24 protein-coding genes are annotated in these 24,582 nt (G+C 69.6%); 11 read left to right on the top strand and 13 right to left on the bottom strand.

Annotated features, from left to right (window positions below):
• Positions 1–42: 42 nt before the first annotated feature.
• The gene (locus tag ABIE44_RS10925; RefSeq protein WP_209718198.1) at positions 43–657 is read left to right on the top strand and encodes a TetR/AcrR family transcriptional regulator; all 615 of its coding nucleotides are present in this window, start codon (positions 43–45) and stop codon (positions 655–657) included.
• Positions 658–709: 52 nt separating this feature from the next.
• Positions 710–1,174, top strand: coding sequence for a phosphoribosyltransferase (locus ABIE44_RS10920; protein ID WP_209718201.1), 465 nt, complete (start codon positions 710–712; stop codon positions 1,172–1,174).
• Here ABIE44_RS10920 and ABIE44_RS10915 read toward each other — a convergent pair.
• Genes ABIE44_RS10915 through ABIE44_RS10905 form a run of 3 tightly spaced genes read right to left on the bottom strand, consistent with a single transcriptional unit; the run spans position 1,171 to position 4,579 of the window.
• On the bottom strand, positions 1,171–2,052 hold the full coding sequence (locus ABIE44_RS10915; protein ID WP_209718204.1) for a catalase family peroxidase: 882 nt from the start codon (positions 2,050–2,052) through the stop codon (positions 1,171–1,173). The genes ABIE44_RS10920 and ABIE44_RS10915 overlap by 4 nt on opposite strands.
• 9 nt (positions 2,053–2,061) lie before the next feature.
• A complete protein-coding gene (locus tag ABIE44_RS10910; RefSeq protein ID WP_354438001.1) occupies positions 2,062–3,288 on the bottom strand; it encodes an APC family permease in 1,227 nt (408 codons plus the stop codon).
• Between the two features lie 4 nt (positions 3,289–3,292).
• Complete coding sequence (locus ABIE44_RS10905; protein WP_209718207.1) at positions 3,293–4,579, bottom strand: adenylosuccinate synthase; 1,287 nt, start codon at positions 4,577–4,579, stop codon at positions 3,293–3,295.
• Positions 4,580–4,721: 142 nt separating this feature from the next.
• On the opposite strand from ABIE44_RS10905, the gene ABIE44_RS10900 reads away from it, so the two are divergent.
• A complete protein-coding gene (locus tag ABIE44_RS10900; RefSeq protein ID WP_354438000.1) occupies positions 4,722–5,630 on the top strand; it encodes a diacylglycerol/lipid kinase family protein in 909 nt (302 codons plus the stop codon).
• On the opposite strand, the gene ABIE44_RS10895 is transcribed toward ABIE44_RS10900, so the two are convergent.
• A complete protein-coding gene (locus ABIE44_RS10895) occupies positions 5,612–6,037 on the bottom strand; it encodes a DUF3151 domain-containing protein (RefSeq protein WP_209718213.1) in 426 nt (141 codons plus the stop codon). The two genes, ABIE44_RS10900 and ABIE44_RS10895, sit on opposite strands and share 19 nt — an antisense overlap.
• Before the next feature lie 36 nt (positions 6,038–6,073).
• On the opposite strand from ABIE44_RS10895, the gene ABIE44_RS10890 reads away from it, so the two are divergent.
• On the top strand, positions 6,074–7,597 hold the full coding sequence (locus tag ABIE44_RS10890) for a DHA2 family efflux MFS transporter permease subunit (RefSeq protein WP_209718216.1): 1,524 nt from the start codon (positions 6,074–6,076) through the stop codon (positions 7,595–7,597).
• Positions 7,598–7,682: 85 nt separating this feature from the next.
• Here the strand turns inward: ABIE44_RS10890 and fbaA are convergent, their stop codons facing one another.
• Together fbaA and ABIE44_RS10880 are read right to left on the bottom strand one after the other, a co-directional pair.
• Positions 7,683–8,714: a class II fructose-bisphosphate aldolase gene (fbaA, locus tag ABIE44_RS10885; protein ID WP_209718219.1), complete on the bottom strand. Its 1,032-nt coding sequence runs from the start codon at positions 8,712–8,714 to the stop codon at positions 7,683–7,685.
• 55 nt (positions 8,715–8,769) lie between these two features.
• Positions 8,770–9,417 (bottom strand): TrmH family RNA methyltransferase, encoded by a 648-nt coding sequence (locus ABIE44_RS10880; RefSeq protein ID WP_209723368.1) that lies wholly within the window; start codon positions 9,415–9,417, stop codon positions 8,770–8,772.
• Between the two features lie 112 nt (positions 9,418–9,529).
• Here ABIE44_RS10880 and ABIE44_RS10875 point away from each other — a divergent pair, with 112 nt between their 5' ends.
• A complete protein-coding gene (locus ABIE44_RS10875) occupies positions 9,530–10,246 on the top strand; it encodes a DedA family protein (protein WP_354437999.1) in 717 nt (238 codons plus the stop codon).
• On the opposite strand, the gene pyrE is transcribed toward ABIE44_RS10875, so the two are convergent.
• Positions 10,229–10,768 carry an orotate phosphoribosyltransferase gene (gene pyrE / locus ABIE44_RS10870; RefSeq protein ID WP_209718222.1) on the bottom strand — a complete coding sequence of 180 codons (540 nt, stop codon included), beginning with the start codon at positions 10,766–10,768 and terminating at the stop codon, positions 10,229–10,231. The two genes, ABIE44_RS10875 and pyrE, sit on opposite strands and share 18 nt — an antisense overlap.
• 27 nt (positions 10,769–10,795) lie before the next feature.
• Positions 10,796–11,692 carry a class E sortase gene (locus ABIE44_RS10865; protein WP_354437998.1) on the bottom strand — a complete coding sequence of 299 codons (897 nt, stop codon included), beginning with the start codon at positions 11,690–11,692 and terminating at the stop codon, positions 10,796–10,798.
• 30 nt (positions 11,693–11,722) lie between these two features.
• Here ABIE44_RS10865 and ABIE44_RS10860 point away from each other — a divergent pair, with 30 nt between their 5' ends.
• Positions 11,723–12,880, top strand: a complete 1,158-nt coding sequence (locus ABIE44_RS10860) for a pyridoxal phosphate-dependent aminotransferase (RefSeq protein ID WP_209718228.1) — start codon at positions 11,723–11,725, stop codon at positions 12,878–12,880.
• Here the strand turns inward: ABIE44_RS10860 and ABIE44_RS10855 are convergent.
• Positions 12,877–13,983, bottom strand: coding sequence for a hypothetical protein (locus ABIE44_RS10855; protein WP_209718231.1), 1,107 nt, complete (start codon positions 13,981–13,983; stop codon positions 12,877–12,879). The two genes, ABIE44_RS10860 and ABIE44_RS10855, sit on opposite strands and share 4 nt — an antisense overlap.
• A gap of 38 nt (positions 13,984–14,021) precedes the next feature.
• Between ABIE44_RS10855 and ABIE44_RS10850 the strand changes: the two genes are divergently transcribed.
• Positions 14,022–14,975 (top strand): alpha/beta hydrolase family protein, encoded by a 954-nt coding sequence (locus ABIE44_RS10850; RefSeq protein ID WP_209718234.1) that lies wholly within the window; start codon positions 14,022–14,024, stop codon positions 14,973–14,975.
• Here ABIE44_RS10850 and clpB read toward each other — a convergent pair.
• Together clpB and ABIE44_RS10840 are read right to left on the bottom strand one after the other, a co-directional pair.
• Positions 14,965–17,562 (bottom strand): ATP-dependent chaperone ClpB, encoded by a 2,598-nt coding sequence (gene clpB, locus ABIE44_RS10845; RefSeq protein WP_209718237.1) that lies wholly within the window; start codon positions 17,560–17,562, stop codon positions 14,965–14,967. The genes ABIE44_RS10850 and clpB overlap by 11 nt on opposite strands.
• A 242-nt stretch (positions 17,563–17,804) precedes the next feature.
• A complete protein-coding gene (locus ABIE44_RS10840; protein WP_209718240.1) occupies positions 17,805–19,244 on the bottom strand; it encodes an MFS transporter in 1,440 nt (479 codons plus the stop codon).
• Between the two features lie 123 nt (positions 19,245–19,367).
• Here ABIE44_RS10840 and ABIE44_RS10835 point away from each other — a divergent pair, with 123 nt between their 5' ends.
• From ABIE44_RS10835 to ABIE44_RS10820, 4 genes are all read left to right on the top strand, one after another.
• Positions 19,368–19,841 carry a MarR family winged helix-turn-helix transcriptional regulator gene (locus tag ABIE44_RS10835; RefSeq protein WP_209718243.1) on the top strand — a complete coding sequence of 158 codons (474 nt, stop codon included), beginning with the start codon at positions 19,368–19,370 and terminating at the stop codon, positions 19,839–19,841.
• A 118-nt stretch (positions 19,842–19,959) separates the two neighbouring features.
• Positions 19,960–20,610 (top strand): hypothetical protein, encoded by a 651-nt coding sequence (locus ABIE44_RS10830; protein WP_209718247.1) that lies wholly within the window; start codon positions 19,960–19,962, stop codon positions 20,608–20,610.
• Positions 20,611–20,752: 142 nt separating this feature from the next.
• A complete protein-coding gene (locus ABIE44_RS10825; RefSeq protein ID WP_209718250.1) occupies positions 20,753–21,454 on the top strand; it encodes a hypothetical protein in 702 nt (233 codons plus the stop codon).
• Positions 21,455–21,575: 121 nt separating this feature from the next.
• Positions 21,576–22,259: a hypothetical protein gene (locus ABIE44_RS10820; RefSeq protein ID WP_209718253.1), complete on the top strand. Its 684-nt coding sequence runs from the start codon at positions 21,576–21,578 to the stop codon at positions 22,257–22,259.
• 30 nt (positions 22,260–22,289) lie between these two features.
• Here the strand turns inward: ABIE44_RS10820 and ABIE44_RS10815 are convergent, their stop codons facing one another.
• Together ABIE44_RS10815 and ABIE44_RS10810 are read right to left on the bottom strand one after the other, a co-directional pair.
• Positions 22,290–23,168: an Abi-alpha family protein gene (locus ABIE44_RS10815; protein ID WP_209718257.1), complete on the bottom strand. Its 879-nt coding sequence runs from the start codon at positions 23,166–23,168 to the stop codon at positions 22,290–22,292.
• On the bottom strand, positions 23,165–24,475 hold the full coding sequence (locus ABIE44_RS10810) for a DUF445 domain-containing protein (protein ID WP_354437997.1): 1,311 nt from the start codon (positions 24,473–24,475) through the stop codon (positions 23,165–23,167). The genes ABIE44_RS10815 and ABIE44_RS10810 overlap by 4 nt, the downstream gene beginning before the upstream one ends.
• Between the last annotated feature and the right edge of the window lie 107 nt (positions 24,476–24,582).

Genomic DNA, 24,582 nt, shown 5'->3' with positions numbered 1-24,582 from the left:
TGTCAGTTTGTGTCACCAGCCCGGATCCGTCAAGGTGTCCGGATGACCGAACGCAGCTACGGGGGCAAGACCGCGACCGAGCGCGTCGCCGAACGGCGGCAGCGTCTGGTCGACGCGACCATCTCCGTGCTGGCCACCAGCGGAGAGGCGCACGCGACGATGACCGCGGTGTGCGTCGAGGCGGGGCTGACCGAACGCTACTTCTACGAGAGCTTCACCGGGCTGGACGACGCGATGCTCGCGGCGCTGGACAGCGTCTGCGAGGAGATCCTGGCACTCGCCACCAGCGTCATCGAGAGCACGCCGGGCGATCCCGAGTCCCGGGTGCACGCGGTGATGCAGGCGATCGTCGACATGGTCACCGACTCCCCGGCGAAAGTGCGAGTCGCCGTCATCCACGCGAGCGCCAATCCTCGTCTGCGCGCCCGGCGCAACGAGCTGCTCAGCGTCTTCGCCGACTTCGTCGCCCGTGAGGCCTCCGAGCTGTACGGCGACCACGCGTGGCCCGCCGCCCGCGCCCGGGTGCACGGGCTCGTCTACATCGCCGGTTTCAGCGAGCTGGTCGCCTCCTGGCTCAACGGCGACGTCGAGCTGACCCCTGCCGAGCTCGTGGAGACGGCCGAAGGCCTGTTCGCGGCGCTCAGCCGGCGCAGCTGATCCCGGCCCTCGTGAAACCTGGTCGTCACCTGCAGGTGCCAGACTCCCGCTCGTGTCCGACGAACGCGAGATCCTGACCTGGGCGACCTTCGGCGAGGTGGTCGTGCCTGCGCTGGCCCGCCAGGTCCTCGACAGCGGGTTCGAACCCGACCTGGTGCTCTCCGTGGCCCGGGGCGGACTCGCGCTCGGGATGGGTCTCGGCTACGCGCTGGACGTGAAGAACCTTTCCGCGGTGAACGTCGAGTTCTACACCGGCGTCGACACCCGGCTCCCGGTCCCGATCCTGCTGCCTCCCACCCCGGACGCCGTCGAGCTCGACGGCCTGAAGGTGCTCATCGCCGACGACATCGCCGACACCGGCCTGACGCTCGCTCACGTCCAGGAGTTCATCGCCGACCACGTCGCGGAGGCCCGGGTCGCAGTCGTCTACGAGAAGGCCCGTTCGGTCGTCAAGCCGGACTTCGTGTGGAAGTCGACCGAGCTGTGGGTCGACTTCCCGTGGTCGGCCGGGCGCTAGGTACGCCGCGACACCGAGGCCGAGTAGGCCCCCGCCCGGTAGCGCAGGATCGGGTCGTCGGAGATTCCGATCCCGTCGACCACGCGCGTCGGGTCGAAGACCACGACCTCGCCGTCCTGCTCGCGCTGCGGGTCGGGTGCCGTGATCGTCAGGGTGCCGGCGCTGAGCTCTCGCGCCCCCTTCCACACCGACATCGGGTCGTGCGGGTCGTCCCCGGGCGCGGCCACGGTGACGCGCAGGTCGTAGGTCACCGGTCCGGCCACCAGTCGCGCGAGGATCTCCTGGCGCAACCGGTCGGATCCCTCGAACTTCTGGTCGGGCGCGGTGCCAGGCAGCGGCTCCAGGCGGTACCGCACCCACGACTCGGCGCCGTCCGCAGCGGTCCACCGGTAGGCGTGCACCGGGTAGTACGTCGCCTCGGCGTACGAGCGCGGTGGCACGATCGCCTTGGCTCGCACGTTCGCGACCATCGCAGGCAACGCGCTGCGGTGCTTGAGCAGGAACAGCGGAAGGTTCACCGGGTTCCTCGAGGCCTCCACGAAGGCGACGAAGTCCTCGGGCGTCCGCACCGGGAAGCGCGGCGCGGTCTGCCCGAGCAGGTCGGTGGCGGTGCCGTCGGCGAGGCGGAACGAGACCGCCATCCCGCGTACGTCGGGCGCGGTGTCCGGCGTACCGGGGTTGCCGCCGCCGTTGGACCAGCGCACCCGGACGGGAACCGGCTCACCCTGGAGATGACCGGCACGGCAGAGCGCCGCTGCCTCCGGGGAGGCCGCGAAGGTCCCCGCGAAGAAGCCACCTCTCGCGTGCAACGCCCGGTGGCCGGGATGGCTTCCGAAGACTCCGTTGATCCGGTCGATCGCCCGCTCTGGATCCAGCATGACCGCAATCTAGGGGCGGATCGCCACCGCGCGGAAGAGCATGCCGACCACGACGACTGCCGCGCCGACCAGGACCGAGGAGACCGGGAGCGTCACGCCGAGCACGACGCACCCGATCGCCCCGCCGACGGCTCGGGTCCGGACCCGTGCCGACCGGTCGAGCCGGAACGCTGCGATGTTCGCAACCAGGTAGTAGAGCAGGACGCCGAAGGAGGAGAAGCCGATCGCGCCGCGCAGGTCGGCGAGCACGACCAGGACGACGACCAGCAGGCCGACCACGACCTCGGCGCGGGCGGGGGTGCCGAAGCGCGGGGCGACCACGGCGAGCGGCCGGGGCAGGTCTCCCTCACGCGCCATCGCCAGTGCCGTCCGGCCGATGCCGGCCCCGAGCGCGAGCAGAGCCCCGGTGCCGGCCAGGGCTGCCGTGACGCCGACGACCGGCACCAGCGCGTCCGTCCCTGCGGCGCGGGCGGCATCCGCGAGCGGCGCCCCGGAGTCGGCGAGCCCGTCGGCCCCCAGCAGCCCCAGACAGGTCAGCCCGACTGCTGCGTACACCGCGACGGCGACGGCCAGCGCGACAGCGACCGCCCGCGGGATGACCCGGCCGGGGTCGCGGACCTCCTCCCCCAGCGTGGCGATCCGGGCGTACCCGGCGAACGCGAAGAACAACAGCCCTCCCGCCTGGAGGACGCCGTACAGCCCGTGCCGGGCGTCCCAGCCGGCGAAGGGGGCCGGGGCGCCGGAGGTCCAGGCGGCGGCGCACACCACGGCGATTGCGAGCAGCACCAGGGCCACGATCACCCGGGTGGCGAGCGCCGTCCGCGTGATCCCGGCGCAGTTCACGGCCGTGACCGCGACCACCAGCGCGGCAGCCACCGGGCGTTCGTGCCCGGGCGCGACGTAGGAAGCGACGGTCAGCGCCATCGCGCCACAGCTCGCGGTCTTGCCGATGACGAAACCCCAACCGGCGGCGAACCCCCACCACGGCCCGAGCACCTCGCGGCCGTACAGGTAGGTTCCACCGGAGCGCGGGAACGCGACCGCCAGGCGTGCCGTCGAACCGGCATTGCAGAGGGCCACCAGGGCGGCGATGACCAGGCCGATGAGCACGGCCGATCCAGCGGCCTCCGCGGCCGGGGCGAACGCGGAGAACACTCCGGCGCCGACCATCGAGCCGACGCCGATCCAGACGGCGTCGCCCAGGCCGAGCTTGCGCTGGAGCTCCGTCGTGGCCACGACCTCAGCGCTCGTTGACCACCACGGTCTGCTCGCGCCCCGGACCGACGCCGACCGCCCAGAACGGAGCCCCGGACATCTCCTCGAGCGCCTTCACGTAGACCTGCGCGTTCTTCGGCAGCTCCTCGAAGCTGCGGCAGCCGGAGATGTCGGTGCCCCAGCCGTCGAAGTACTCGTAGACCGGCGTCGCGTGGTGGTACTCGGTCTGCGTCATCGGCATCTCGTCGTGCCGGACACCGTCGACGTCGTACGCGACGCAGACCGGGATCCGCTCCCAGGTGTCGAGCACGTCGAGCTTGGTCAGGTAGAACTCGGTCAGTCCGTTGACACGCGCCGCGTACCGGGCGACCACGGCGTCGTACCAGCCGCAGCGACGGGTGCGTCCGGTGGAGACACCGATCTCACCGCCGATCCGCTGCAGGTCGATACCGTCCTGATCGAACAGCTCGGTCGGGAACGGACCGGAGCCGACCCGGGTGCTGTACGCCTTGATCACGCCGATGACGCGGTCGATCCGGGTCGGGCCGATGCCGGCACCGGTGCAGACGCCGCCCGCGATCGGGCTGCTCGAGGTCACGAACGGGTAGGTGCCGTGGTCGACGTCGAGCATGGTCGCCTGGGCGCCCTCGAAGAGCACCGTCTTGCCGTCGTCCAGCGCTTTGTTCAGCAGCAGGCTGGTGTCGGCCACCATAGGGCGGAGCCGATCGGTGTAGGTGAGCAGCTCCTCGACGACGGAGTCGACGTCGATCGCACGGCGGTTGTAGACCTTCGCCAGCACCTGGTTGCGGACCTCGAGCGCGGCCTCGACCTTCTGCCGCAGGATCTTCTCGTCGAACAGGTCAGCGACCCGGATCCCGACGCGGTTCACCTTGTCGCCGTACGCCGGGCCGATGCCGCGGCCGGTGGTGCCGATCTGGTTCTTGCCGAGGAAGCGCTCGCTGACCTTGTCCACGGCCACGTGGTACGACGCGATCACGTGCGCGTTCGAGCTGACGACGAGCTGGGCGACCTCGACGCCGCGCTCGATCAACCCGTCGAGCTCGCGGAACAACGCCTCGGGCGAGACGACCACGCCGTTCGCGATGACCGACGTCGCACCGGGCGTGAGGATGCCGCTGGGCAGCAGGTGGGTGGCGTACTTCTCGCCGTTGACCACGATCGTGTGTCCGGCGTTGTGACCGCCGCTGGTGCGGACGACGTAGTCGATGGGCTGGCTGGTCGCGAGAAGGTCGGTCGCCTTCCCCTTGCCTTCGTCGCCCCACTGGGCACCGAGGACCACGATCGCGGGCATTTGCTCGCCTCCACCTGTTCCGACACAACGAGGGCGGGCTCCCGCGGGAATGCAGAAGAGCCCGTCGCGCAACAGCACGGGGCTCTTGCGGCGTCACGTTACCAGAATTCGGCGTTCAGCCTCCTTCGCTACGGTGTCGGACGTGGAACCTCTGCTTCTCATCACCCATGCCGATGCCGGCAACGCGGACGCCCTCGGCACCGCCCTCGAGGTGCTTCGTGCCGCGGCATCGGTCGAGGTCTGCGAGACGAGCAACCCTGGCGAGCTCGACGGTGCCCTGCACCGCGCCGGCTCGCGGCCGATCGTGGTCGCCGGCGGGGACGGCAGCCTGCACGCGGTCATCCGCACCCTGCACCGGCGCAACGACCTGCGGGGCAAGACCCTCGGCCTGCTGCCGCTGGGCACCGGCAACGACTTCGCCCGCACCGTGGGCATCCCACTCGATCCGGCCGAAGCCGCCGCTGCGCTGCTCGAGGCCGTGCCGACCCCGATGGACCTCATCGTCGACGAGCTCGGCGAGATCGTCGTGAACAACGTGCACGCCGGCGTCAGCTCGTTGGCCAGCAAGCACGGAGCCACCTGGAAGGAGCGGCTCGGGCCCTACGGGCTCGGACTCATCGGGTACCCGCTCGGCGCAGCCATGGCCGCGATCAACCCGCCGTTCCTGCGCCTCCGGATCGAGGTCGACGGTGAGCTCGTCGCCGACGTCGACCGCAAGGTGCTGATGGTCTCGATCGGCAACGGACGCAGCGTCGGTGGTGGCACCGAGCTGAACCCGGAAGCCGACCCGGAGAGCGGCAACCTCGACGTGGTCGTCTCGTTCGCCACCGAGCCGCTGGCCCGCCTCGGCTACGCCGTCGACCTCGTACGGCGCAGCCACCACGAGCGCGACGACGTCATGCACCTGACCGGCGGACGCATCTCGATCGCCGGTGAGGACTTCTGGATCAGTGCGGACGGCGAGATCAGCGGACCCGAGCGGCGACGGACGTGGCACGTGGAGGACGCGGCGTACTCGCTGCTGGTCCCGCCTCACATCAGCGCGTCGTAGCCCTCCCGGCTCGAGTCGCGCAAGAATTCGCCGCACCGGGTCTCCTCGGCGGTCTCACCGATCGCACCGGCCGCCTTGGTCAGAGCGGCCAGGGCGCGCAGGAAGCCGCGGTTGGGGACGTGGTCCCACGGCACGGGGCCGTGACCCTTCCACCCGTTGCGCCGCAGCTGGTCGAGGCTGCGGTGGTAGCCGACCCGCGCGAAGGCGTACCCGGCCACGACGTCGTCGCCCGAGGCCAGCGTCTGCTCCGCGAGCACGGCCCAGGCCAGCGGAGACTCCGGGTGTGCGACGACCACCGTGCGCGGGTCGTCCCCGGCGGCGATCGCGGCGGCTGCCGGGTCCTCCGGGAGGCGCGTCGGCGGAGGTCCGGCCATCAAGTCGTCACCGGTGAAATTCGAAGGGGTCATGGAGTAATTGTCCCAGGTCTGCGGTTGAGTAGTTCCGTGACCCAGACCCAGCCCGCTTCCCCGGCCCCCCAGACCGACAAGGACCCGTGGCCCGCGCTGATCGCGCTGTGCATCGGCTTCTTCATGATCCTGCTGGACACCACCATCGTCACGGTGGCGACACCGGCCATCATCGAGGACCTGGACGCCTCGGTGAACGCGGTCGTGTGGGTCACGAGCGCCTACCTGCTCGCGTACGCCGTCCCGGTGCTGATCACCGGTCGGCTCGGTGACCGGTTCGGCCCTCGCAACCTGTACCTGACGGGTCTGGCCGTCTTCACCGCCGCCTCGCTGTGGTGCGGACTGACCACGACGGTCGAGGGCCTGATCATCGCGCGAGTGTTCCAGGGCTTCGGCGCCTCGATGATGACGCCGCAGACGATGGCGATCATCACGCGCATCTTCCCGATGGACCGCCGCGGTCAGGCGATGGCGCTGTGGGGCGCGACCGCGGGCGTCGCAACGCTGGTCGGCCCGGTCCTCGGTGGTGTCCTCACCGACGCCTTCGGGTGGGAGTGGATCTTTTTCATCAACGTCCCCGTCGGCATCGCCGCCTTCGTGCTCGCGCTGCGGCTGGTGCCCAAGCTGCCGACCAACCAGCACCGGTTCGACTGGCTCGGCGTCGTGCTCAGCGGCGTCGGCATGTTCCTGCTCGTCTTCGGAATCCAGGAGGCGCACCAGTACGACTGGTCGACGATCACCGGCGAGATCACCGTCTGGCGGATGATCATCGCCGGCCTGGTCGTCATCGCGGCGTTCGTCTGGTGGCAGGCGAAGAACAGCCAGGAGCCGCTGATGCCGCTGCGGTTGTTCCGCGACCGGAACTTCTCCGTCGCGAACCTCGGCATCGCCGCTGTCAGCTTCGGGTTCACCGCCATGGGCTTCCCGCTGATGCTGTGGGCCCAGGGCGTCCGGCACTACTCCCCGACCGAGTCCGGGATGCTGCTGATCCCGATGGCGGTGGTCTCCATCGTCGCGGCGCCGGTCGTCGGCAAGCTCACGGACAAGGTGCACCCGCGGATCCTCACCGGCACCGGGTTCACCATTCTCACAGCCGCGATGGCGGTGTCCGCACTGATCCTCGCGGCCGACACCCCGCTGTGGCAGATCCTGGTGGCGATGGGCTTCGTCGGCCTCGGCAGCTCGTTCCTGTGGGCGGTGCTGACCGCGACCGCCACCCGCAACCTGCCGCTGGAGCTCGCCGGAGCAGGCGCGGGTGTCTACAACGCCCTGCGCCAGGTCGGCGCCGTCCTCGGGTCCGCAGGCATCGCCCTCTTCATCGACTCGCGCCTCGCCGCCCAGGGTCTCGAGCAGGCCGGCGGCGGCGAGGGCGCCGTGCAGAAGATGCCGCCGCAGATCGCCGACAGGTTCAGCGAGGCGATGGGCCAGTCGCTGCTGCTCGTTCCGGCCGTGCTGGTCGTCGGCTTCCTCGCGGTGATGCTGTTCGAGCGGCCGAAGCACTTCGGGGCAGCCACGAGCGCCTGCAGCGCCGTACCGGTTCCGGCGGCGCCGGCCGAGTAGGCGGGCGTCCCCGGTCGTCGAGCTTGCCGAGACGTGGTGACGTCAGCGCGGAGGCCGAGCCATCTCGACAAGCTCGATGAGCGGGTTACCCGATCGACTGGCCGTTGCTGCGCAGGTTCTCGCACGCCTCGACGACGCGCGCAGCCATGCCGGCCTCGGCGGCCTTGCCCCACGCACGCGGGTCGTAGGCCTTCTTGTTACCGACCTCGCCGTCGACCTTGAGGACGCCGTCGTAGTTGCTGAACATGTGCGCAGCAGCCGGACGGGTGAACGCGTACTGGGTATCGGTGTCGACGTTCATCTTGATGACGCCGTAGTCGACGGCCGCGGCGATCTCTTCCGGGCTGGAGCCGGAGCCGCCGTGGAAGACCAGGTCGAACGGCTTCGAGCCTGCCGGCAGGCCGAGCTTCTCGGCGACGGCCTCCTGGGCCGCCTTGAGGATCTCCGGCCGCAGCGTGACGCCGCCGGGCTTGTAGACGCCGTGCACGTTGCCGAACGTCAGGGCGGTCATGTAGCGACCGTTCTCGCCGACGCCGAGCGCCGCAGCCGTGGCCAGCGCATCCTCGGGGGTCGTGTAGAGCTTCTCGTCGATGGCTCCGACGACGCCGTCCTCCTCGCCGCCGACGACGCCGATCTCGACCTCGAGGATGATCTTCGCCGCGGCGCTGAGCGCCAGCAACTCCTGGGCGATCTGGAGGTTCTCCTCCATCGGCACCGCGGAGCCGTCCCACATGTGCGACTGGAACAGGGGGGCCTCGCCCCGGGCAACGCGCTCCGCGGAGATCGCGAGCAGCGGGCGGACGAAGCCGTCGAGCTTGTCCTTGGGGCAGTGGTCGGTGTGCAGCGCGACGTTGATCGGGAAGTTCTTCGCGACCTCCGCGGCGTACGCGGCGAAGGCGACCGAACCGGTCACCATGTTCTTCACGCTCGGCCCGGAGAGGTACTCGGCGCCACCGGTGGAGACCTGGATGATGCCGTCGCTGCCGGCGTCCGCGAATCCCTGGAGCGCAGCGTTCAGGGTCTGCGACGACGAGACGTTGATGGCGGGGAAGGCGAACGACTTGGCCTTCGCCGTGTCGAGCATCTCGGCGTACTTCTCGGGGGTTGCGATGGGCATGCGACAGGCTCCTCGGTCACGGTCGGGATCAGGCACACCCTAGACGACCGCGGCCTCAGCCCCTCCAGGCGGACTCGTCGCCGAGATCGGCGTACGTGCGCACCCACGAGTGCATCGCGATCGCCGCGGCGGCCGAGGCGTTGATCGACCGCGTCGATCCGAACTGGGCGATCGAGAAGGTGCCGTCGCAGGCCGAGCGGGCACCTTCGGAAAGACCCGGGCCCTCTTGCCCGAAGAGGAAGCAGACCCGGCGGGGCAGCTCCATGGTCTCCAGGTGCGAGGAGCCCGGCAGGTTGTCGATGCCCAGCAGCCGGACCGGACCGCCCGCGTGCTCGTGCAGGTAGTCCGCGAGCGCGTCCGCGTCCGGGTGGTGGTGGACGTGCTGGTAGCGGTCGGTGACCATGGCACCGCGCCGGTTCCAGCGCCGGTTGCCAACGATGTGCACCTCGGCAGCCAGGAAGGCATTGGCCGAGCGGACGATCGTGCCGATGTTGAAGTCGTGCTGCCAGTTCTCGATCGCGACGTGGAAGTCGTGCCGTCGGGTGTCGAGGTCGGCGACGATCGCCTCCACCGACCAGTACCGGTAGCGGTCGACCACGTTGCGGCGGTCACCGTTCGTGAGCAGTTCGGGGTCGTACTGGGCACCGTCCGGCAGCGGCCCTTCCCAGGGCCCCACCCCGACCTCGGCCGGGCCGTGCGGCATCGGGTCGTACGGCGCCCGCTGCTCGTCGAATTCGCTGCCCGTCACGATCCTCACCCTACGAGTCACCGGGAGGTCAGCCCGCGTTCAGGTAGAGCCAGATAGTCTCAGCCCCGTGATCCTCGATCTGGCCCAGCTGAGCCCGCACATCCTCGGCATGGACTGGATGGACCCCACCTGGTTGCTCGACAAGTTCGGGCAGACGATGTTCTGGCTCAGCCTGCTGATCATCTTCGTGGAGTGCGGCCTCTTCTTCCCGTTCCTGCCGGGTGACACGTTGCTCTTCGCGATGGGCATCTTCATCGCGACCGACGAGATCCGGATCTTCGAGGGCGGCCACGGACTCGACCTGCCGGCAGCCCTGGCGCTGTTCACGATCGCCGCGTTCCTCGGCAACGTCGTCGGCTACGAGATAGGGCGGTTGCTCGGGCCGTCGCTGGCTCAGCGGGACGGCAAGATCCTGAAGAAGAAGTACTTCGACCAGACGAGCGAGTTCTTCGAGAAGCACGGCAACAAGGCACTGGTCATCGGCCGGTTCGTGCCGTTCGTGCGGACCTACATCACCGTCGTCGCCGGCATCACGATGATGGACCGGCGCCGGTTCCTGCTGTGGAGCGGCGTGGGCGCCGTCCTCTGGGTCATGACGATCACCCTGCTCGGGTTCTTCCTGGGCAACACGGTCCCCTGGCTGCGCGACCGGATCGACCTGGTCATCCTGGCCATCCTCGCGTTCTCGGCGATCCCGGTCGCCTACGAGTGGGTCAAGCACCGTCGCAAGCCGCACCCGGCCAAGCCGGTGGCCAACGCAGCCGGCTCAGATGTCGAGGTCTGAGATCCCCACCGCGTAGCGGTACTCGAGGCCCTCGGCCTCGACGACCTCGCGCGCCCCCGTGTCGCGGTCCACGATCACGGCGACACCGACGACGATCGCGCCCGCGTCCCGTAAGGCCTTGACCGCTTCGAGGACCGATCCTCCGGTCGTCGAGGTGTCCTCAACGGCGAGCACGCGACGACCTTCGACCGGCGGACCCTCGATCTGCTTCTGCAGGCCGTGTGCCTTCTGCGCCTTGCGAACCACGAACGCGTCCAGCGTGCGGCCCGCGACCGAGGCTTGGTGCATCATCGCGACCGCGATCGGGTCGGCGCCCAGCGTCAGCCCACCGACGGCGTCGAAGTCCCAGTCCGCAGTGAGCTCGAGCATCGTGCGACCGATGACCGGCGCGGCGACCGCATCCAGGGTCACCCGGCGCATGTCGACGTAGTAGTCGGCCTCGCGCCCCGAGGCCAGGGTGACCTTGCCGCGCACCACGGCCTTGGAGTTGACCTGGTCGAGGAGTACGTCGCGATCTGCCATGGGGCGAAGATTACCGAGCCGGGGCGCTCAGCCCGCCGCGGGTGTCGGCGTCTTCGTCACGATCTGCTTGTCGCGGACCTCGATCAGGTGCCCGAACGCGATCATCCGGTTGTCGGTGTGGAAGATCTCCGAGCAGGTCGTGAGCGTCAGGATCTTCTTGTACATGTCCTTGATGTCGCAGTGCACCGTGTCGGACGGCTTGCAGTCCGGGTCCGGGGCGTCCGGCTTGAGCACCGGCCCCACGCCCCCGTCGGGGTTTTTCGGGAACAGGTCGAGCACCCAGGTGCCGTGGAACGAGATGACCAGGTCGTTCGGGTTGGTGTCGAGCCGGTACACGTAGGTGTGCAGCTTGGTCTCGACGATGACCTTGTCGCCGGGCCGCAGGTCGGGCATGTCGCGCAGCGGCTCGCCGTGGGTGACGCGGTGGCCGGCCAGCGCGTAGTTGCCGGACTTCTTGAGGTCCGGCTGCGCGGTGTCCTCGAAGTGGCCGAAGCCCTTGGCCAGGATGTCCGGCGAGGTGCCCTCGAGGACCGGGATCACGTAGTCCTTGCCGAACTTCGGGATCCGGATCAGCGCGGAGACCTTGCCGTGCGGGCAGAACTTGTCGCAGCCCTCCTGGACGTTCCAGTCCTGGATCGTCTGCTTGGTGAGCTTCTTCTGCTCGCGGTGCGAGATCCAGTTGGTGCCCCAGAGCTGCCAGGCGACGTACCCGAGCAGGCCGAGTCCGGCGAGGATCAGGCCGATGCCGATCCAGAAGGTGATCCGGCGACCGGTGCTCTTCTCCTTCGGGCCCGTGGCTCGGCGCTTGGCGGCCGGCGCCGGCGTCCGGGGCGCGACGCTGTTGTCCACCAGCGGCGGCGCGTCGGCGTCGTTCAGCGTCGGCGGGGTCAGCGGGGCCGAGCCCGGCTCTTCGTGGTCGCTCACCGCCATATTGTGAACTACTACTGTCTACCCATGGGTCGACATGCACAGCGACTGGACGGAATCGGCAGCACGATCTTCGCCGAGATGTCGTCCCTCGCCGTCCGGACCGGCTCGGTGAACCTCGGTCAGGGCTTCCCCGACGAGGACGGGCCGGAAGCAGTCCTCGAGGCCGCGGTCGAGGCTCTGCGCGGCGGACGGAACCAGTACCCGCCCGGACACGGCACCCCCGAGCTGCTCGACGCGGTCGTCGCCCACCAGCGTCGGCACTACGGCCTGGAGCTGGACCGCACCCAGGTGGTCGCGACCACGGGCGCGACCGAGGCGATCGCCGGCGCCCTGCTCGGACTGGTGGAGCCGGGCGACGAGGTGATCGTCCTGGAGCCGTACTACGACTCCTACGTCGCGATGATCCAGATCGCCGGAGGAGTCCGGAAGCCAGTGACCCTCCGCGCCCCGCAGTTCCGGCTGGACCTCGACGAGCTCGCGGCGGCCGTCACCGACCGGACCCGGCTGATCTTGCTGAACACCCCGCACAACCCGACCGGCACGGTGCTGACCCGCGCTGAGCTCGAGGGCGTCGCGGCGCTGGCCGTCGAGCACGACCTGCTGGTGGTCAGTGACGAGGTCTACGAGCACCTGGTCTTCGGCGTCGAGCACGTCCCGATCGCGACGCTGCCGGGCATGTTCGAGCGCACGGTGACCATCTCCAGCGCCGGCAAGACGTTCTCGGTGACGGGCTGGAAGATCGGCTGGGCCAGCGGACCGGCCGAGCTGGTCGCCGCCGTCGAGGGTGCCAAGAACTGGCTCTCCTACGCCTCGGGCGGGCCGCTGCAACCAGCCGTCGCCGTCGCTCTCGACGAGCACGACGCGTTCCACCAGCGGCTCGCTCGCGATCTGGCCGTCAAGCGGGACCGGCTGCACGACGGACTGGCGTCGGTCGGGCTGACCCCGTTCCGCCCGGACGGGACCTACTTCATCACCGCTGACGTGTCCGCCGCCGGCTACGAGGACGGGCGGGCGTTCTGCCTGGCGCTACCCGAACTGGCAGGTGTGGTGGCGATCCCCTCGCAGGTCTTCTACGACGACCGCGAGGCGGGTCGGCACCTGGTGCGCTGGGCCTTCTGCAAGAAGATGACCGTGATCGACGAGGCCGTGAGCCGGTTGCAGCAGGCAGATCTCGTCGGTTAGCGGCGGCCGGCGAACCAGTCCCTGCTCTGCCTGCGGGTCAGCAGTCCGAACGTCGCTGCGACCGCCGCGAGGTGGAAGAAGCTGTTCGGGAAGACCGCCAGCGAGATCATCGCCGCCATGGTCAGCGAGACCAGGTGCACCACCCACGCCCAGTGCTCCCCGCGCCAGGTGAAGACGGCGACGACCGCTGCGACGGCGCACCAGACCAGGATCACGACGCCGCTGATCACGGCAGCCCGGACGATCAGGTCGTCGTCGAAGGCGGGGTCCCAGTTCGGGTTGTCCTTGACCAGGTCGATGACGGCCTGCTGGTCGACAGCGAGGAAGACCAGGAGCACGAGGTAGCCGAAGGCGGTCAGACCGGTGGCTATCCAGGTGATCATGCAGGCAAGGTGCACCGGACGCGGCCGGTCGACCGTTCGCGGCGCGACGGGACCCGGCGACGGCAGCTGGTTCGAAGCCACCGGGGGCGGCAGCTGGTCGAGCCGGAGCGGCGGTCCCGGGGCGGCTCCCCATCCGGGAACCGCACGGGCCTGGGGGGAGTCCGGTCCCCCGGTCGGTCCCGCGGTCGGCGGGGCCCAGGGCGCGGGGGCGTCCGTCGGCGGGGCGACGGGGGGCGGGGCGACCGGGGGCTGGCGACGCTCAGGGCGTGGCGCCTCGCGAGGTGCGGGTGGTCGTCCGGCGAACCAGTCCCGTGCCGGCGCGGTCCAGAGCACCGCTGCACCAGCCCCGATCAGCATCCCGAGGAACGACTCGGTGAACGGAACGGCGAGCACGATCGGCACCGCCGCGACCGAGAGCCCAATCCGGGCGGCCTTGTCCTTCCGCAGCGCGAAGACGCCGAGGATGCCGGTGGCGACCGCAGCGACCGCAGAGATGGAGAAGGCCCACCGCTTGAGGTCGAGCACGTCCTCGACGCTGAGTCCGAGACCCTGGAGGTTGCCCGACCTGATGCTCCTCGCGACGGCTTCGCGCACGTCCAGCGAGTTCAGGCTGCCGAGGGAGTCGAAGACCCCGAGGAGCAGGAACGCCGACGCGATCGCGACCACCCATCCGGCGACGGTGACCTGGCCGGGACGAGGACCGGCGTCGGAGGGGCTCATGCGCCCCATTCAACCAACCCGGGTGGAATGATCCGGCCATGGCACTGGTCGCGACGAACGGGATCCGGCTCGAGGTTCACGAGCACGGCACCGGACCGGCGGTGCTCCTGCTGCACGGGTTCCCGGGGACGTCGTACAGCTGGCGGCACCAGATCGGGCCGCTCGCCGACGCCGGGTACCGCGCCGTTGCTGTCGACCTGCGCGGGTACGGCGCCTCGGACCGCCCGGAGGCCGCGTACCACGACTCCTCGGTGATCGAGGCCGACCTCATCGGCGTGCTCGACGCGCTCGGGATCGAGCGTGCGCACGTGGTCGGCCAGGACTTCGGCTCGATGTACGCCTGGAACCTCGCCCAGCAGCACCCCGACCGGGTTCGCAGCGTGCTCGGCACAGTCCCGCACGGCGGCGAGCCCGGCCCGGTCGCACCGAGCGTCGGGTTCGCTGCGGTCGCTGCACGGCACTTCCTGCACCTGCACTACTTCCAGGAACAGGGTCTCGCCGAGCGCGACCTGGGCGGACCTCACCTGGCCGAATTCCTGCGCCGGCTGATCTGGGCGCTGAGTGCGGGAGGCGACCTGCTCTCGGTCTTCGGACATCCTTCTGCTGGGACGTCGTACCTGGACGCGCTGCCGCCGACTCCACCGCTTCCCTGGTCCTGGTTGGCCCAGGACGAGCTCGACACGATCACCAGCTCCTTCGCGGCCGGCGGTCCGGGACGGGAGCTCGCGGGCGGGCTGCAGGCCTACCGTGCTGCCGACGCCGACTGGGCGCTGGCTCGCCAGCGAGCCGGGACGCCCATCGGCCAGCCCTCGCTCCTGGTGATGGGCGAGCACGATCCCGTGCGCTCCTTCGCGCCACCCGACCTCGAGCAGCAGCGGACGTGGCTGACCGGCCTGCAGGACGTGGTGCTCGTCCCGCAAGCCGGCCACTTCGTCCAGCAGGAGCAACCCGCCGCGTTCAACGACGTGCTGCTCCGCTGGCTCAGTCGGTGACGCGCAGCGCCAGACCGTCGCCTTCCGCGTCCACGACCACGTGCTGCCCGTCGAGCACCGCGCCCCCGATCAGCATCCGCGCGAGCGGGTCGCCGATCGCCGTCTGCACCAGCCGGCGCAGCGGCCGGGCGCCGTACGCCGGGTCGTAGCCGACCTCGGTCAGCCAGGCGCGGGCAGCGTCGGTCACCGTCACGGTGATCCGGCGCACCGCGAGCCGGGCGTCGAACGCAGCCAGCTGCAGGTCGACGATGTGCGCGAGCTCGTCCTTCGACAGCGCGTCGAACATGACGACCTCGTCGAGCCGGTTCAGGAACTCCGGCTTGAACGCCTGCCGCACCGTGGCCATCACCGACTCCTCGCGGGCCACTCCGTCCAGGGTCGGGTCGACCAGGTACTGCGACCCGAGGTTGCTGGTCAGGATCAGCAGCACGTTGCGGAAGTCGACCGTGCGACCCTGCCCGTCCGTGAGCCGGCCGTCGTCGAGGACCTGGAGCAGGATGTCGAAGACCTCCGGGTGCGCCTTCTCGACCTCGTCGAGCAGCACCACCGAGTACGGCCGACGGCGGACGGCCTCGGTGAGCTGTCCTCCCTCGTCGTACCCGACATATCCCGGAGGTGCGCCGACGAGCCGGGCCACCGAGTGCTTCTCGGAGTACTCGCTCATGTCGATCCGGATCATCGCCCGCTCGTCGTCGAACAAGAAGTCCGCCAGCGACTTGGCCAGCTCGGTCTTGCCGACGCCGGTCGGACCGAGGAACAGGAAGCTGCCGGTGGGCCGGTCGGGGTCGGAGATGCCGGCACGCGAGCGGCGTACGGCGTCCGAGACCGCAGCGACCGCGGAGGCCTGACCGACCAGGCGCTGCCCGATGATCTCCTCCATCCGCAACAGCTTCGCGGTCTCCCCCTCGAGCAGGCGACCGGTGGCGATACCGGTCCAGGCCTCGACGACCTCGGCGATCTCCTGGGGTCCGACCTCCTCGGCGACCATGGGTTCCAGGCCGGTGTCCGAGGACAGCCGGGACCCGGCTTCGTCGGCCGCGGCGATCTGCTTCTCCAGCTCCGGGATTCGCCCGTAGAGGATCTTCGAGGCACCCTCGAGGTCGCCGTCGCGCTGCAGGCGCTCGGCCTCCACCCGCAGGGTGTCGATCTGCTTGCGCAGCGCGCCCGAGCCCTCGAGCGAGGCCTTCTCCTGCTCCCACCGCGACTCCAGCCCGCGGAGCTCCTCCTGACGGTCGGCCAGGTCGGTGCGGAGCTTCTCCAGCCGGTCGCGGGACGCGTCGTCGGACTCGCGCTCGAGCGCGAGCTCCTCCATCCGCATGCGGTCCACCGCACGCCGCAGCTGGTCGATCTCGACCGGGGACGACTCGATCTCCATCCGCAGCCGCGAGGCCGCCTCGTCGACCAGGTCGATCGCCTTGTCCGGAAGCTGTCGGCCGGAGATGTACCGGTCGGACAGCACCGCGGCGGCCACGAGCGCCTGGTCGGTGATCTTCACCCCGTGGTGCGCCTCGTACTTCGGCTGGAGGCCGCGCAAGATCGCCACGGTGTCCTCGACGCTGGGCTCGCCGACGAGAACCTGCTGGAAGCGTCGCTCCAGGGCGGGGTCCTTCTCGATCCGCTCGCGGTACTCGTCGAGCGTGGTCGCGCCGATCAGGCGCAGCTCACCGCGGGCGAGCATCGGCTTGAGCATGTTGCCGGCGTCCATCGCGGAGTCCCCGCTCGCGCCGGCACCGACCACGGTGTGCAGCTCGTCGATGAAGGTGATGACACGTCCCTGCGAGGAGGTGATCTCCTCCAGCACCGCCTTGAGGCGCTCCTCGAACTCGCCGCGGTACTTGGCGCCCGCGACCATGGCAGCCAGGTCGAGACTGAGCACCCGGCGACCCTTCAACGAGTCCGGGACGTCGCCGGCGACGACCCGCTGGGCAAGCCCCTCGACGACGGCGGTCTTGCCGACGCCGGGCTCCCCGATGAGCACCGGGTTGTTCTTGGTGCGCCGGGACAGCACCTGGATCACCCGACGGATCTCGGCGTCCCGGCCGATCACCGGGTCCAGGCGGCCCTCCTCGGCACGCGCGGTCAGGTCCACGGCGTACTTCTCCAGCGCCTCGTACGTCGCCTCGGCCTCGGGGCTGTCGACCGTGCGGTTGCCCCGGACGGCGTCGACGACGTCACGCAGCCCGGCCTCGGTGACGCCGGCGTCGAGCAGCGCCGTACGGACCGGGCTCTCGACGACCGTCAGCGCCCGGAGCAGGTTCTCGGTCGCGACGTACTCGTCCTTCATCTCGCCGGCGAGCTCGATCGCCGTGCTCAGCACCCGGGTCAGCGCGGCCGAGCTGGTCGGCCGCGCGACGGTCTCCCCGGACGCGGACGGCAGCGCGGCTGCGTCCGCCTCGAGGCGCCGTGTCAGCGCGTCGACGTCGGCCCCGGCCTTGGTCAGCAGGGACGGGGCGAGCCCGTTCTCCTGGTTCAGGAGCGCGAGAGCCAGGTGCACCGGCTCGATCTGCGCGTTGCCCGCGGTGACCGCCGCGGTGTGGGCAGCGTTGATGACCTCGACGCTGCGCGAGGTGAACTTCGAACCGTCCATGTGTGCACCCTTCCGAGTCCGGCCAACCTAGTGGCCGTGCTGTCGTTCCATCGGGCTCTGCCGAGCCGTCATGAGGACAACGCCTCCAAAGTTGAGTCCATTCCACTCAACTTCGAGAGAAATCCTGCCGGACTCAGGCCGGGCAGGCAACCGGGACCGGGACGACCCCGGGGACCGGTCGGGGCGCGCCGGACCGACACCTTCGCGTGCTGCCGCCCCTGCGGCCTGACGGACTGGGCGGGTCAGGAAACCGCGGCCGGGCCGGCTGCCCGCGCCGGGATCGCCCAGCACAGCAGCAGAGCGAGCCCCGCAGCCGCCAGCGAGATGAGGATCGCGAGCGTGAAGCCGTGCTCGGAGGGGAACGTGAAGCCGCCGACGTCGATGGTCTCGTGCGCCAGGACGGTGCCGACCACGGCCGCCGAAAGTGACGTCCCGACCGAGCGCATCAGCGCGTTGAGCCCGTTCGCAGCCGCGGTCTCGGTGACCGGGACGGCCCCCATGATGAGGGCGGGCATGGCGGCGTAGGCGATCCCGATCCCGATGCCGAGCAGCACCGAGGCGATGCAGACCTGCCACCACTGGTCGTGCAGGAAGAGCATCCACACGTAGCTCAGCGCGAGCACGACGATGCCGAACCCGAGGCTCGTGCGCGGGCCGCGCGCGGCGGAGATGCGCGCGCCGGTGCCCGAGAACAGGTACATCATCAGGCCGCTGGGAGCGACGACGAGACCGGCCTTGATCAGGCTCATTCCCTCGCCGTAGCCGGTAGCCGAGGGAGCCAGCAGCAGCTGGATCGGCATCAGCGACATGCCGTACATCGCGAAGCCGACGGCGATCGAGGCGAAGTTCGTGAACAGCACCTGCGGCTTGGCCGACGTGCGCAGGTCGACCAGGGGTGCTGCGTTGCGCAGCTCCCAGAAGCCCCAGAGGACCAGCACCACGGCAGAGCCGACGAGCAGTCCGAGGGTCAGGTGGTCACCCCAGCCCCAGTCGCCGCCCTTGCTGATCGCGAGCAGCAGCATCACCAGGACGGCTGCAAGCCCGACGGCACCGAGCAGGTCGAAGCGTGCCGGGGTGCGGACCGGGGACTCCGGGATCACCAGCAGCACGGCCGCCAGGCAGAGCGCGCCCAGGCCGGCGGCGATCCAGAACAGGGCGTGCCAGTTCGCCTTCTCGACGATGATCGCGGCGACCGGCAGGCCGACGGCACCGCCGACGCCGAGCGTGGCGCTCATCCGGGCCACGGCAGGACCGATCCGGTCAGCCGGCAGCTCGTCGCGCATGATGCTGATCCCGAGCGCGATCGCACCCATCGAGACGCCCTGGAGCGCGCGACCGACGATCATCGGGAGCAGGCTGTCGGAGAGCGCACAGAGCACCGATCCGGTGACGAGCGAGGCGAGGCTGAGAACGAGCATGAGCCGCTTCCCGACCATGTCGCCGAGACGACCGGAGATCGGCATCATCACCGCAGCCGTGAGCAGCGTCGCCGTGACCGCCCACGACGTGTCCGAGGCGTCGGCGTGCAGGAGGTTCGGCAGGAGCGGCACCAGGGGGACGATCATCGTCTGGGTGAGGGCGACGACGATCCCGCAGAAGCAACCGATGGCGACCACCGCAGTCGGGTGGGGAACCTTGCGGTGTGCGTCGACCCCGTTGAGCGGGGGCGCGGTGTGCGTCATCGTGCGTGCCTCTCGAGCAGTACGGAACGCGGCCGAGCGCGGCGTTCTTGATGTGTATCGTACACATGATGTGTACTGTGCACATCGCTGGATGCCGCACCACGACGGAGAGGAGCATCACACGTGCCCGCACGGACCCAGGTCGATCTCGACCGCACCGTCGAGCTCCTCGAGCAGGAGCTGACCCTCCTCGCCCGGCACCAGCTCAGCTCGGCCGCACACACCCCCGATCTCGTCCTGGACCGGTCCGGATACCAGCTGCTGAGCCGCCTCGAGCTCGAGCCGCTGACGTTGAAGCAGCTCGCCGAGGCGTTCCGGTTGGACGTCTCCACGGTGAACCGTCAGGTCGCGGCACTACGTCGCAAGGGCCTGGCGGAGCGGATCGACAGCCCGGACGGCGGCATCGCCCGGCTGCTGCGCCCGACGAAGAAGGGGCTGGGCATGCTCCACCGGGACCGCACGATGCGGCACACGCAGGTCGGGCACGTGCTGGAGACGTGGGAGCCCGAGGACGTCGCTGCGCTGCACGAGCTTCTGGCCAGGTTCAACGTCTCGATCGAGGATCTCGAGGGTCGGCGCTGGCCCCGCCCCGAATGACCCGACGTACCCGGGGCGGACGTTCCTAGGGATACCCCTGATTCCACCGGGCCCGAAAATCGACATCATCAGGTTGTCCACGTGCACGAGGCACGCCTCCTGAGTAGATCGGTTCATCATGCGCTCCAAGCTCATCTCGGCCCTCACCGTCATCGGCGCGGTCACGGTCCTGGTCCTCGCGGCCAACACTGTCGCCCTCGCGGCGACCGGCAGCTCGTTGCTGGCCGGCAAGAAGACCACCGCCGGCAAGGTCACCACCCTGAAGCGGACCACCTCCGGCACGACGTTCAAGGTGCTGACCAAGAGCACTGCCAACGCGCCGTTCGCCGTCAACGGCAAGGGTCGGGTCACGAACCTGAACGCCGACAAGGTTGACGGCCTGGACGCCGCCGCCCTCCAGAACCGGGCGGTCAGCTACACCCTTCCCGCATTCCCGGCCGGTACCCAGCTCCAGATCTCGCTGCCGGGCCTGCCGTCGGGGCTGTGGCAGGGCACGTTCGCGCTGGTCGCCAACGGGTCCGACCCGGTCGGCTGCGAGTTCGTGACTTCGGACAACAAGTCCTACGGGCTGGTCTTCGGCGTGGACTCGGGTAGCTTCTCCTCGGCCAACGGGACCGCTCTGGTCGACATCCGGGGCGGCAAGACCGTCAAGCTGCACTGCTTCTCGAGCTCGAACTTTCTGTTCAACACCAACTCGGCCACCCCGCAGGTGTACTTCACCCGGGTCGACGGCGTGACCACCAAGGCCGGTCTCAACATCACCCCGTAGCCACCTCCGTACCACGAACGGCCGCTCCGCCCGGGGCGGCCGTTCGTGGTTGGACGGCGAGTTCAGATCTTCAGTCGTCTATTTCTGAACGGGCTGGTTGCGTAAAGATCCGATCGCACACTCCTCGACAGATCGGAAATCCATGCGCTCCAAGATCGTCTCGGGCCTCACCGTCATCGGTGCGGTCACCGTCCTGGTCCTCGCGGCCAACACCGTCGCTCTCGCCACCACCGGAAGTGCGCTGATCGCCGGCAAGACCACCACCGCCGGCAAGGCCACGACCGTCAAGCGGACGACGTCGGGAACCGCCTTCAAGGTCAAGACCAAGAAGAGCTCGAACTCTCCGTTCGCCGTCAACGGACGCGGCCGGGTGGCGAACCTGAACGCCGACCTCGTCGACGGGCTGGACTCCTCCCAGCTCCGTACCCGCAGCTACGTGTTCAAGGCCCCCAACTTCACGAACCAGGACAGCGTCCGGGTCAGGCTGGACCTGCCCAACGGCTCCTACAACGTGACCTACTCGCTCTTCGCGGACGGCGCCGAAGCGGGCGGGGTCGAGTGCTACGTGCTGCAGGACGCCAAGCCGAACCAGGGGATCGACCAGTACACCGCGTGGAGCTCGCAGGTGCACACCACCGGATCCGGTTGGGACCCCGCCCTGACCGGCGCCGGTCTGGTCACCAAGAGCGCCGCGACCGACCTCTCGGTCGGCTGCGACAGCGACACCGGTGACTTCTCGTCGACCTTCCCGGACACGCCGTTCCAGATCGTCGCGACGCCGACCCAGGTCGTCTCGTCCCGGACCGCTCCCTTCGTCACGGGCAAGAAGGCCGCCCGCCGATGACCCCTGCGTGAGGGCCGAGGGTCGCCTCTAGGGATTCCCCTGATTCCGGGGGCGGCCGGATCCGACATCGTGGAGGGAGTCAGGGTGCTCCAGCACCTCTCCCTCATCAGATCGGTTCACCATGCGTTCCAAGCTCATCTCGGCCCTCACCGTCATCGGCGCCGTCACCGTCCTGGTCCTGGCCGCCAACACCGTCGCACTGGCAGCGACCGGCAGCTCCTTGCTGGCCGGCAAGACCACCAGCGCCGGCAAGACCACGACCCTCAAGCGGACCACCCCCGGCACCGCGCTCAAGCTCAAGACCAAGAAGAGCACGGACGCCCCCCTCGCCGTGACCGGCCGCGGTCGCGTCGCGAACCTCAACGCCGACCTGGTCGACGGGCTCGACTCGGGCGCCCTGCGCAACCGGACCTACGAGTTCACCAGCACGGCCTTCACCGGCAAGAAGGGTGTCCGGTTCACGCTCCCGCTCCCCAACGGGGCGTTCACGGTCAGCTACTCCCAGTTCTTCACCCAGCTGAACGCCACGTCCGGCATCCAGTGCTACATCGAGCAGGACACGGTCTCCGGGCCGGGCAGCGACCTGAAGGTCGGCTACTCCTCCTTCATCTACACCGCCAACCCCGAGTGGCGGCCCGCGATGACCGGGAGCGGCGTGGTCACCAAGACCCCGAACACGAAGATCACCGTCACCTGCGAGAGCAACAACGGAACGTTCTCCCGCGGAGACTTCCGGATCACCGCCACCGAGACCAAGCTGGTCTCGACCAAGGCGCTCACCCCGGTCGACGCCGACGTCTTCTGACCCGACCCCGCCTGCCGGGACGTCCGACCTCTACTCGGGGTCGGGCGTCTCGTGCTCGGGCAGGTCGTGCGTCTCGTCGTCGTCGACGAGGCAGGTCTTGCAGAAGTCGATGCCGAACGGCGTGAGGTGGATCGACCGGCGGACCACCTTGGCGAACCGCACCGAGTGCATCGCCTCGAGGACGTCCGGCTGCGCCTCGACGACCTGGTACTCCAGCGGGTCCTCGAGCTGCTCGCGCGAGAACCAGATCAGTCCGAGCCGAAACAGGTTGTTCAGGTACGCCGGCACCTCGTCGAGGTAACGCACTCCGGCCCGTGGACCGATCATGGTCAGCCCGGCCGAGAGCAGCGAGGAGCTGACCATCCCGACCGGGCCACCGGTGCGGACGTCGACCGACGGCTGCGGACCACCGCGCAGGAGCAGGAGCAGGATCCGGGCCTCGTCCGGCGCGACCTCGTCGAGGATCCGCCCGTACGCCGGATGCGCCTCGTCGTCGCTCCACACGTCACGGGACCGGCGCAGCAGGTCCTCGCCACGCTCACGCAGCGACTTCTCGCTGTCCTCGCGCACCTCCCGCTCGTCGGGCGCCATCGCGGAGGTGATCGTCACGCTGGCCTCGAACAGCGCCACCGGGACCGGCACGCCGCTGGAGATGGCGGTGGCGACGTTGGAGATCGCTTTCGTCGCCTCGGCGAGGTCGGAAGCGACGCCGCGGACCAGGTCACCGGCAGCACGCGGGTCGGTCATGGCTCGGGCAAGGTTGCGGGCCGAGCGCGCGCCCGAGCCCGCCACCCAGGACGCGGAGCGCAGCCACGCGGTCCCGGCGATGCGGGCCACTCCTGGCAGCGCGTCCGCCGCGCCCTCCCAGACGGCCGGCGCGCGCTCGTCGCGAGATTCCCTGTCGCTCAACTTCCCCCCACCCCGAAGATCGCCAGGTGGACCACCCCACCCGCGAAGCCCATGATCGCGCCGTGGGCGTACAGCATCCACTCGTCTTCCTTGATCGCGGACCGCATCATGTCCACGAAGTCCTTCGGCGGCAGCTCCTTGGTGCGCGCCGAGACCAGCGTGCGGATCTTGTCAGCCTGACGCTTGGAGAACTCCGGGTCCCGGAACGGCGTGATGGTGCGGTCGACCGCCTCGTTCGCCACCGCGTCGCGGATGCTGTCGAACTTCTTGCTGCCGATCGCGATCCGGACCGCGCCGCGGACCGGTCCGGCCGCCTGGTCGATGGCGGGCAGCATCGCGGTGGCGAGCATCTGCCGGGTCCGGTCGCCGCGCGGGCCGTCGAGCAGGAAGTCGCCGATCCGCTCGAGCGTGATGACGTCGTCGGCGATGATCTGCGCGTACACCTCGGCGGCCTCGTCCTGGCGGCGCAGGAACAGACCGTGCCACGTGATGCCGAGGATCCGTTTGGGCTCGGGCGGCTCGAAGATCAGCCACATGCCCAGCGCGTTGGTGACCCACCCGACGATGACACCGAGGATCGGCAGCAGCCACCACAGGCCGAACCAGTGGTCCGCGACCGCGACCGGGATGCCGAGCAGGAACCCGAAGATGAACCCGAAGGCCACCATCAGGTTGAGCTCCTTCTGACCGAAGTCGCGGAAGATCCGGACGACCAGGGCGGGGTTGGCCTCGAAGTGGTCGATCACCATGATCTTCGGGTCGAGCAGCTGGTCGATGTGCACGCCGATCTCGTCGGTGATGCCGTGCACCACCGTCGGCATCTGCGCCTGCACCCGGGCGATGATCGCCTTCCGGGCGGGCGTCGGGAGGTCGCGCCACAGGTTCGGGTGCTCCCGAGCCATGATGTCCTCGATCATCTTCGGCATGTCCGGCTCGAAGACCTTGACGATGTGCTCGGCGATCTTGTCCGGTTCCAGCTGCTGGTAGAACTCACCGGGCGTCCCGAGCTTCGCGATCGCCTTGTCGACGGCGATGCTGCCCATCTTGGCCGCGCGCGCGGGAACGATGCCCTGCCAGCCGATGCCGCCCTGCAGGAAGCCGGGGACCTCCTGGAGCTTGCGCGGGAGAACGCGAGAGATCTGCTTGAGGCCGGGGACGGTGAAGCCGTGGAACCGCACGGGCGAGAACAGCATGATCAGCCCGGTCCAGTTGATCAGCCAGCCGATCACTCCCGTGAACACGGGGATGGTCGCGATGTGGATCCAGTCGGAACCGTCCACGTGCTGGAAGAACCAGTCGGTCTCCATCAATGCCACAGTCAGTGCCCCGCATCTCGTCGCATGGGTGCTGGTCCTCCCGGACCGGTGCTGAGACTAACGGCTCGGGAGCGGATCGGTCACTGAGCGCTGTGGCA

Origin of the sequence: Marmoricola sp. OAE513 (assembly GCF_040546585.1) — a bacterium.
GTDB lineage: Bacteria > Actinomycetota > Actinomycetes > Propionibacteriales > Nocardioidaceae > Marmoricola.
Note: the sequence above shows the minus strand (reverse complement) of the source record. Positions and strands in the feature narration are given on the sequence as shown.

Bases quoted from the DNA above. Each gene is read 5' to 3' on its own strand.
- ABIE44_RS10840 (WP_209718240.1), bottom strand. From the start codon at position 19,244: ATGACGCACACCGCGCCCCCGCTCAACGGGGTCGACGCACACCGCAAG.
- ABIE44_RS10830 (WP_209718247.1), top strand. From the start codon at position 19,960: ATGCGCTCCAAGCTCATCTCGGCCCTCACCGTCATCGGCGCGGTCACG.
- ABIE44_RS10860 (WP_209718228.1), top strand. From the start codon at position 11,723: ATGGGTCGACATGCACAGCGACTGGACGGAATCGGCAGCACGATCTTC.
- clpB (WP_209718237.1), bottom strand. From the start codon at position 17,562: ATGGACGGTTCGAAGTTCACCTCGCGCAGCGTCGAGGTCATCAACGCT.
- fbaA (WP_209718219.1), bottom strand. From the start codon at position 8,714: ATGCCCATCGCAACCCCCGAGAAGTACGCCGAGATGCTCGACACGGCG.
- ABIE44_RS10855 (WP_209718231.1), bottom strand. From the start codon at position 13,983: ATGAGCCCCTCCGACGCCGGTCCTCGTCCCGGCCAGGTCACCGTCGCC.
- ABIE44_RS10925 (WP_209718198.1), top strand. From the start codon at position 43: ATGACCGAACGCAGCTACGGGGGCAAGACCGCGACCGAGCGCGTCGCC.
- pyrE (WP_209718222.1), bottom strand. From the start codon at position 10,768: ATGGCAGATCGCGACGTACTCCTCGACCAGGTCAACTCCAAGGCCGTG.
- ABIE44_RS10820 (WP_209718253.1), top strand. From the start codon at position 21,576: ATGCGTTCCAAGCTCATCTCGGCCCTCACCGTCATCGGCGCCGTCACC.
- ABIE44_RS10905 (WP_209718207.1), bottom strand. From the start codon at position 4,579: ATGCCCGCGATCGTGGTCCTCGGTGCCCAGTGGGGCGACGAAGGCAAG.
- ABIE44_RS10810 (WP_354437997.1), bottom strand. From the start codon at position 24,475: ATGGAGACCGACTGGTTCTTCCAGCACGTGGACGGTTCCGACTGGATC.
- ABIE44_RS10895 (WP_209718213.1), bottom strand. From the start codon at position 6,037: ATGACCCCTTCGAATTTCACCGGTGACGACTTGATGGCCGGACCTCCG.
- ABIE44_RS10825 (WP_209718250.1), top strand. From the start codon at position 20,753: ATGCGCTCCAAGATCGTCTCGGGCCTCACCGTCATCGGTGCGGTCACC.
- ABIE44_RS10880 (WP_209723368.1), bottom strand. From the start codon at position 9,417: ATGCCGCACGGCCCGGCCGAGGTCGGGGTGGGGCCCTGGGAAGGGCCG.
- ABIE44_RS10915 (WP_209718204.1), bottom strand. From the start codon at position 2,052: ATGCTGGATCCAGAGCGGGCGATCGACCGGATCAACGGAGTCTTCGGA.
- ABIE44_RS10850 (WP_209718234.1), top strand. From the start codon at position 14,022: ATGGCACTGGTCGCGACGAACGGGATCCGGCTCGAGGTTCACGAGCAC.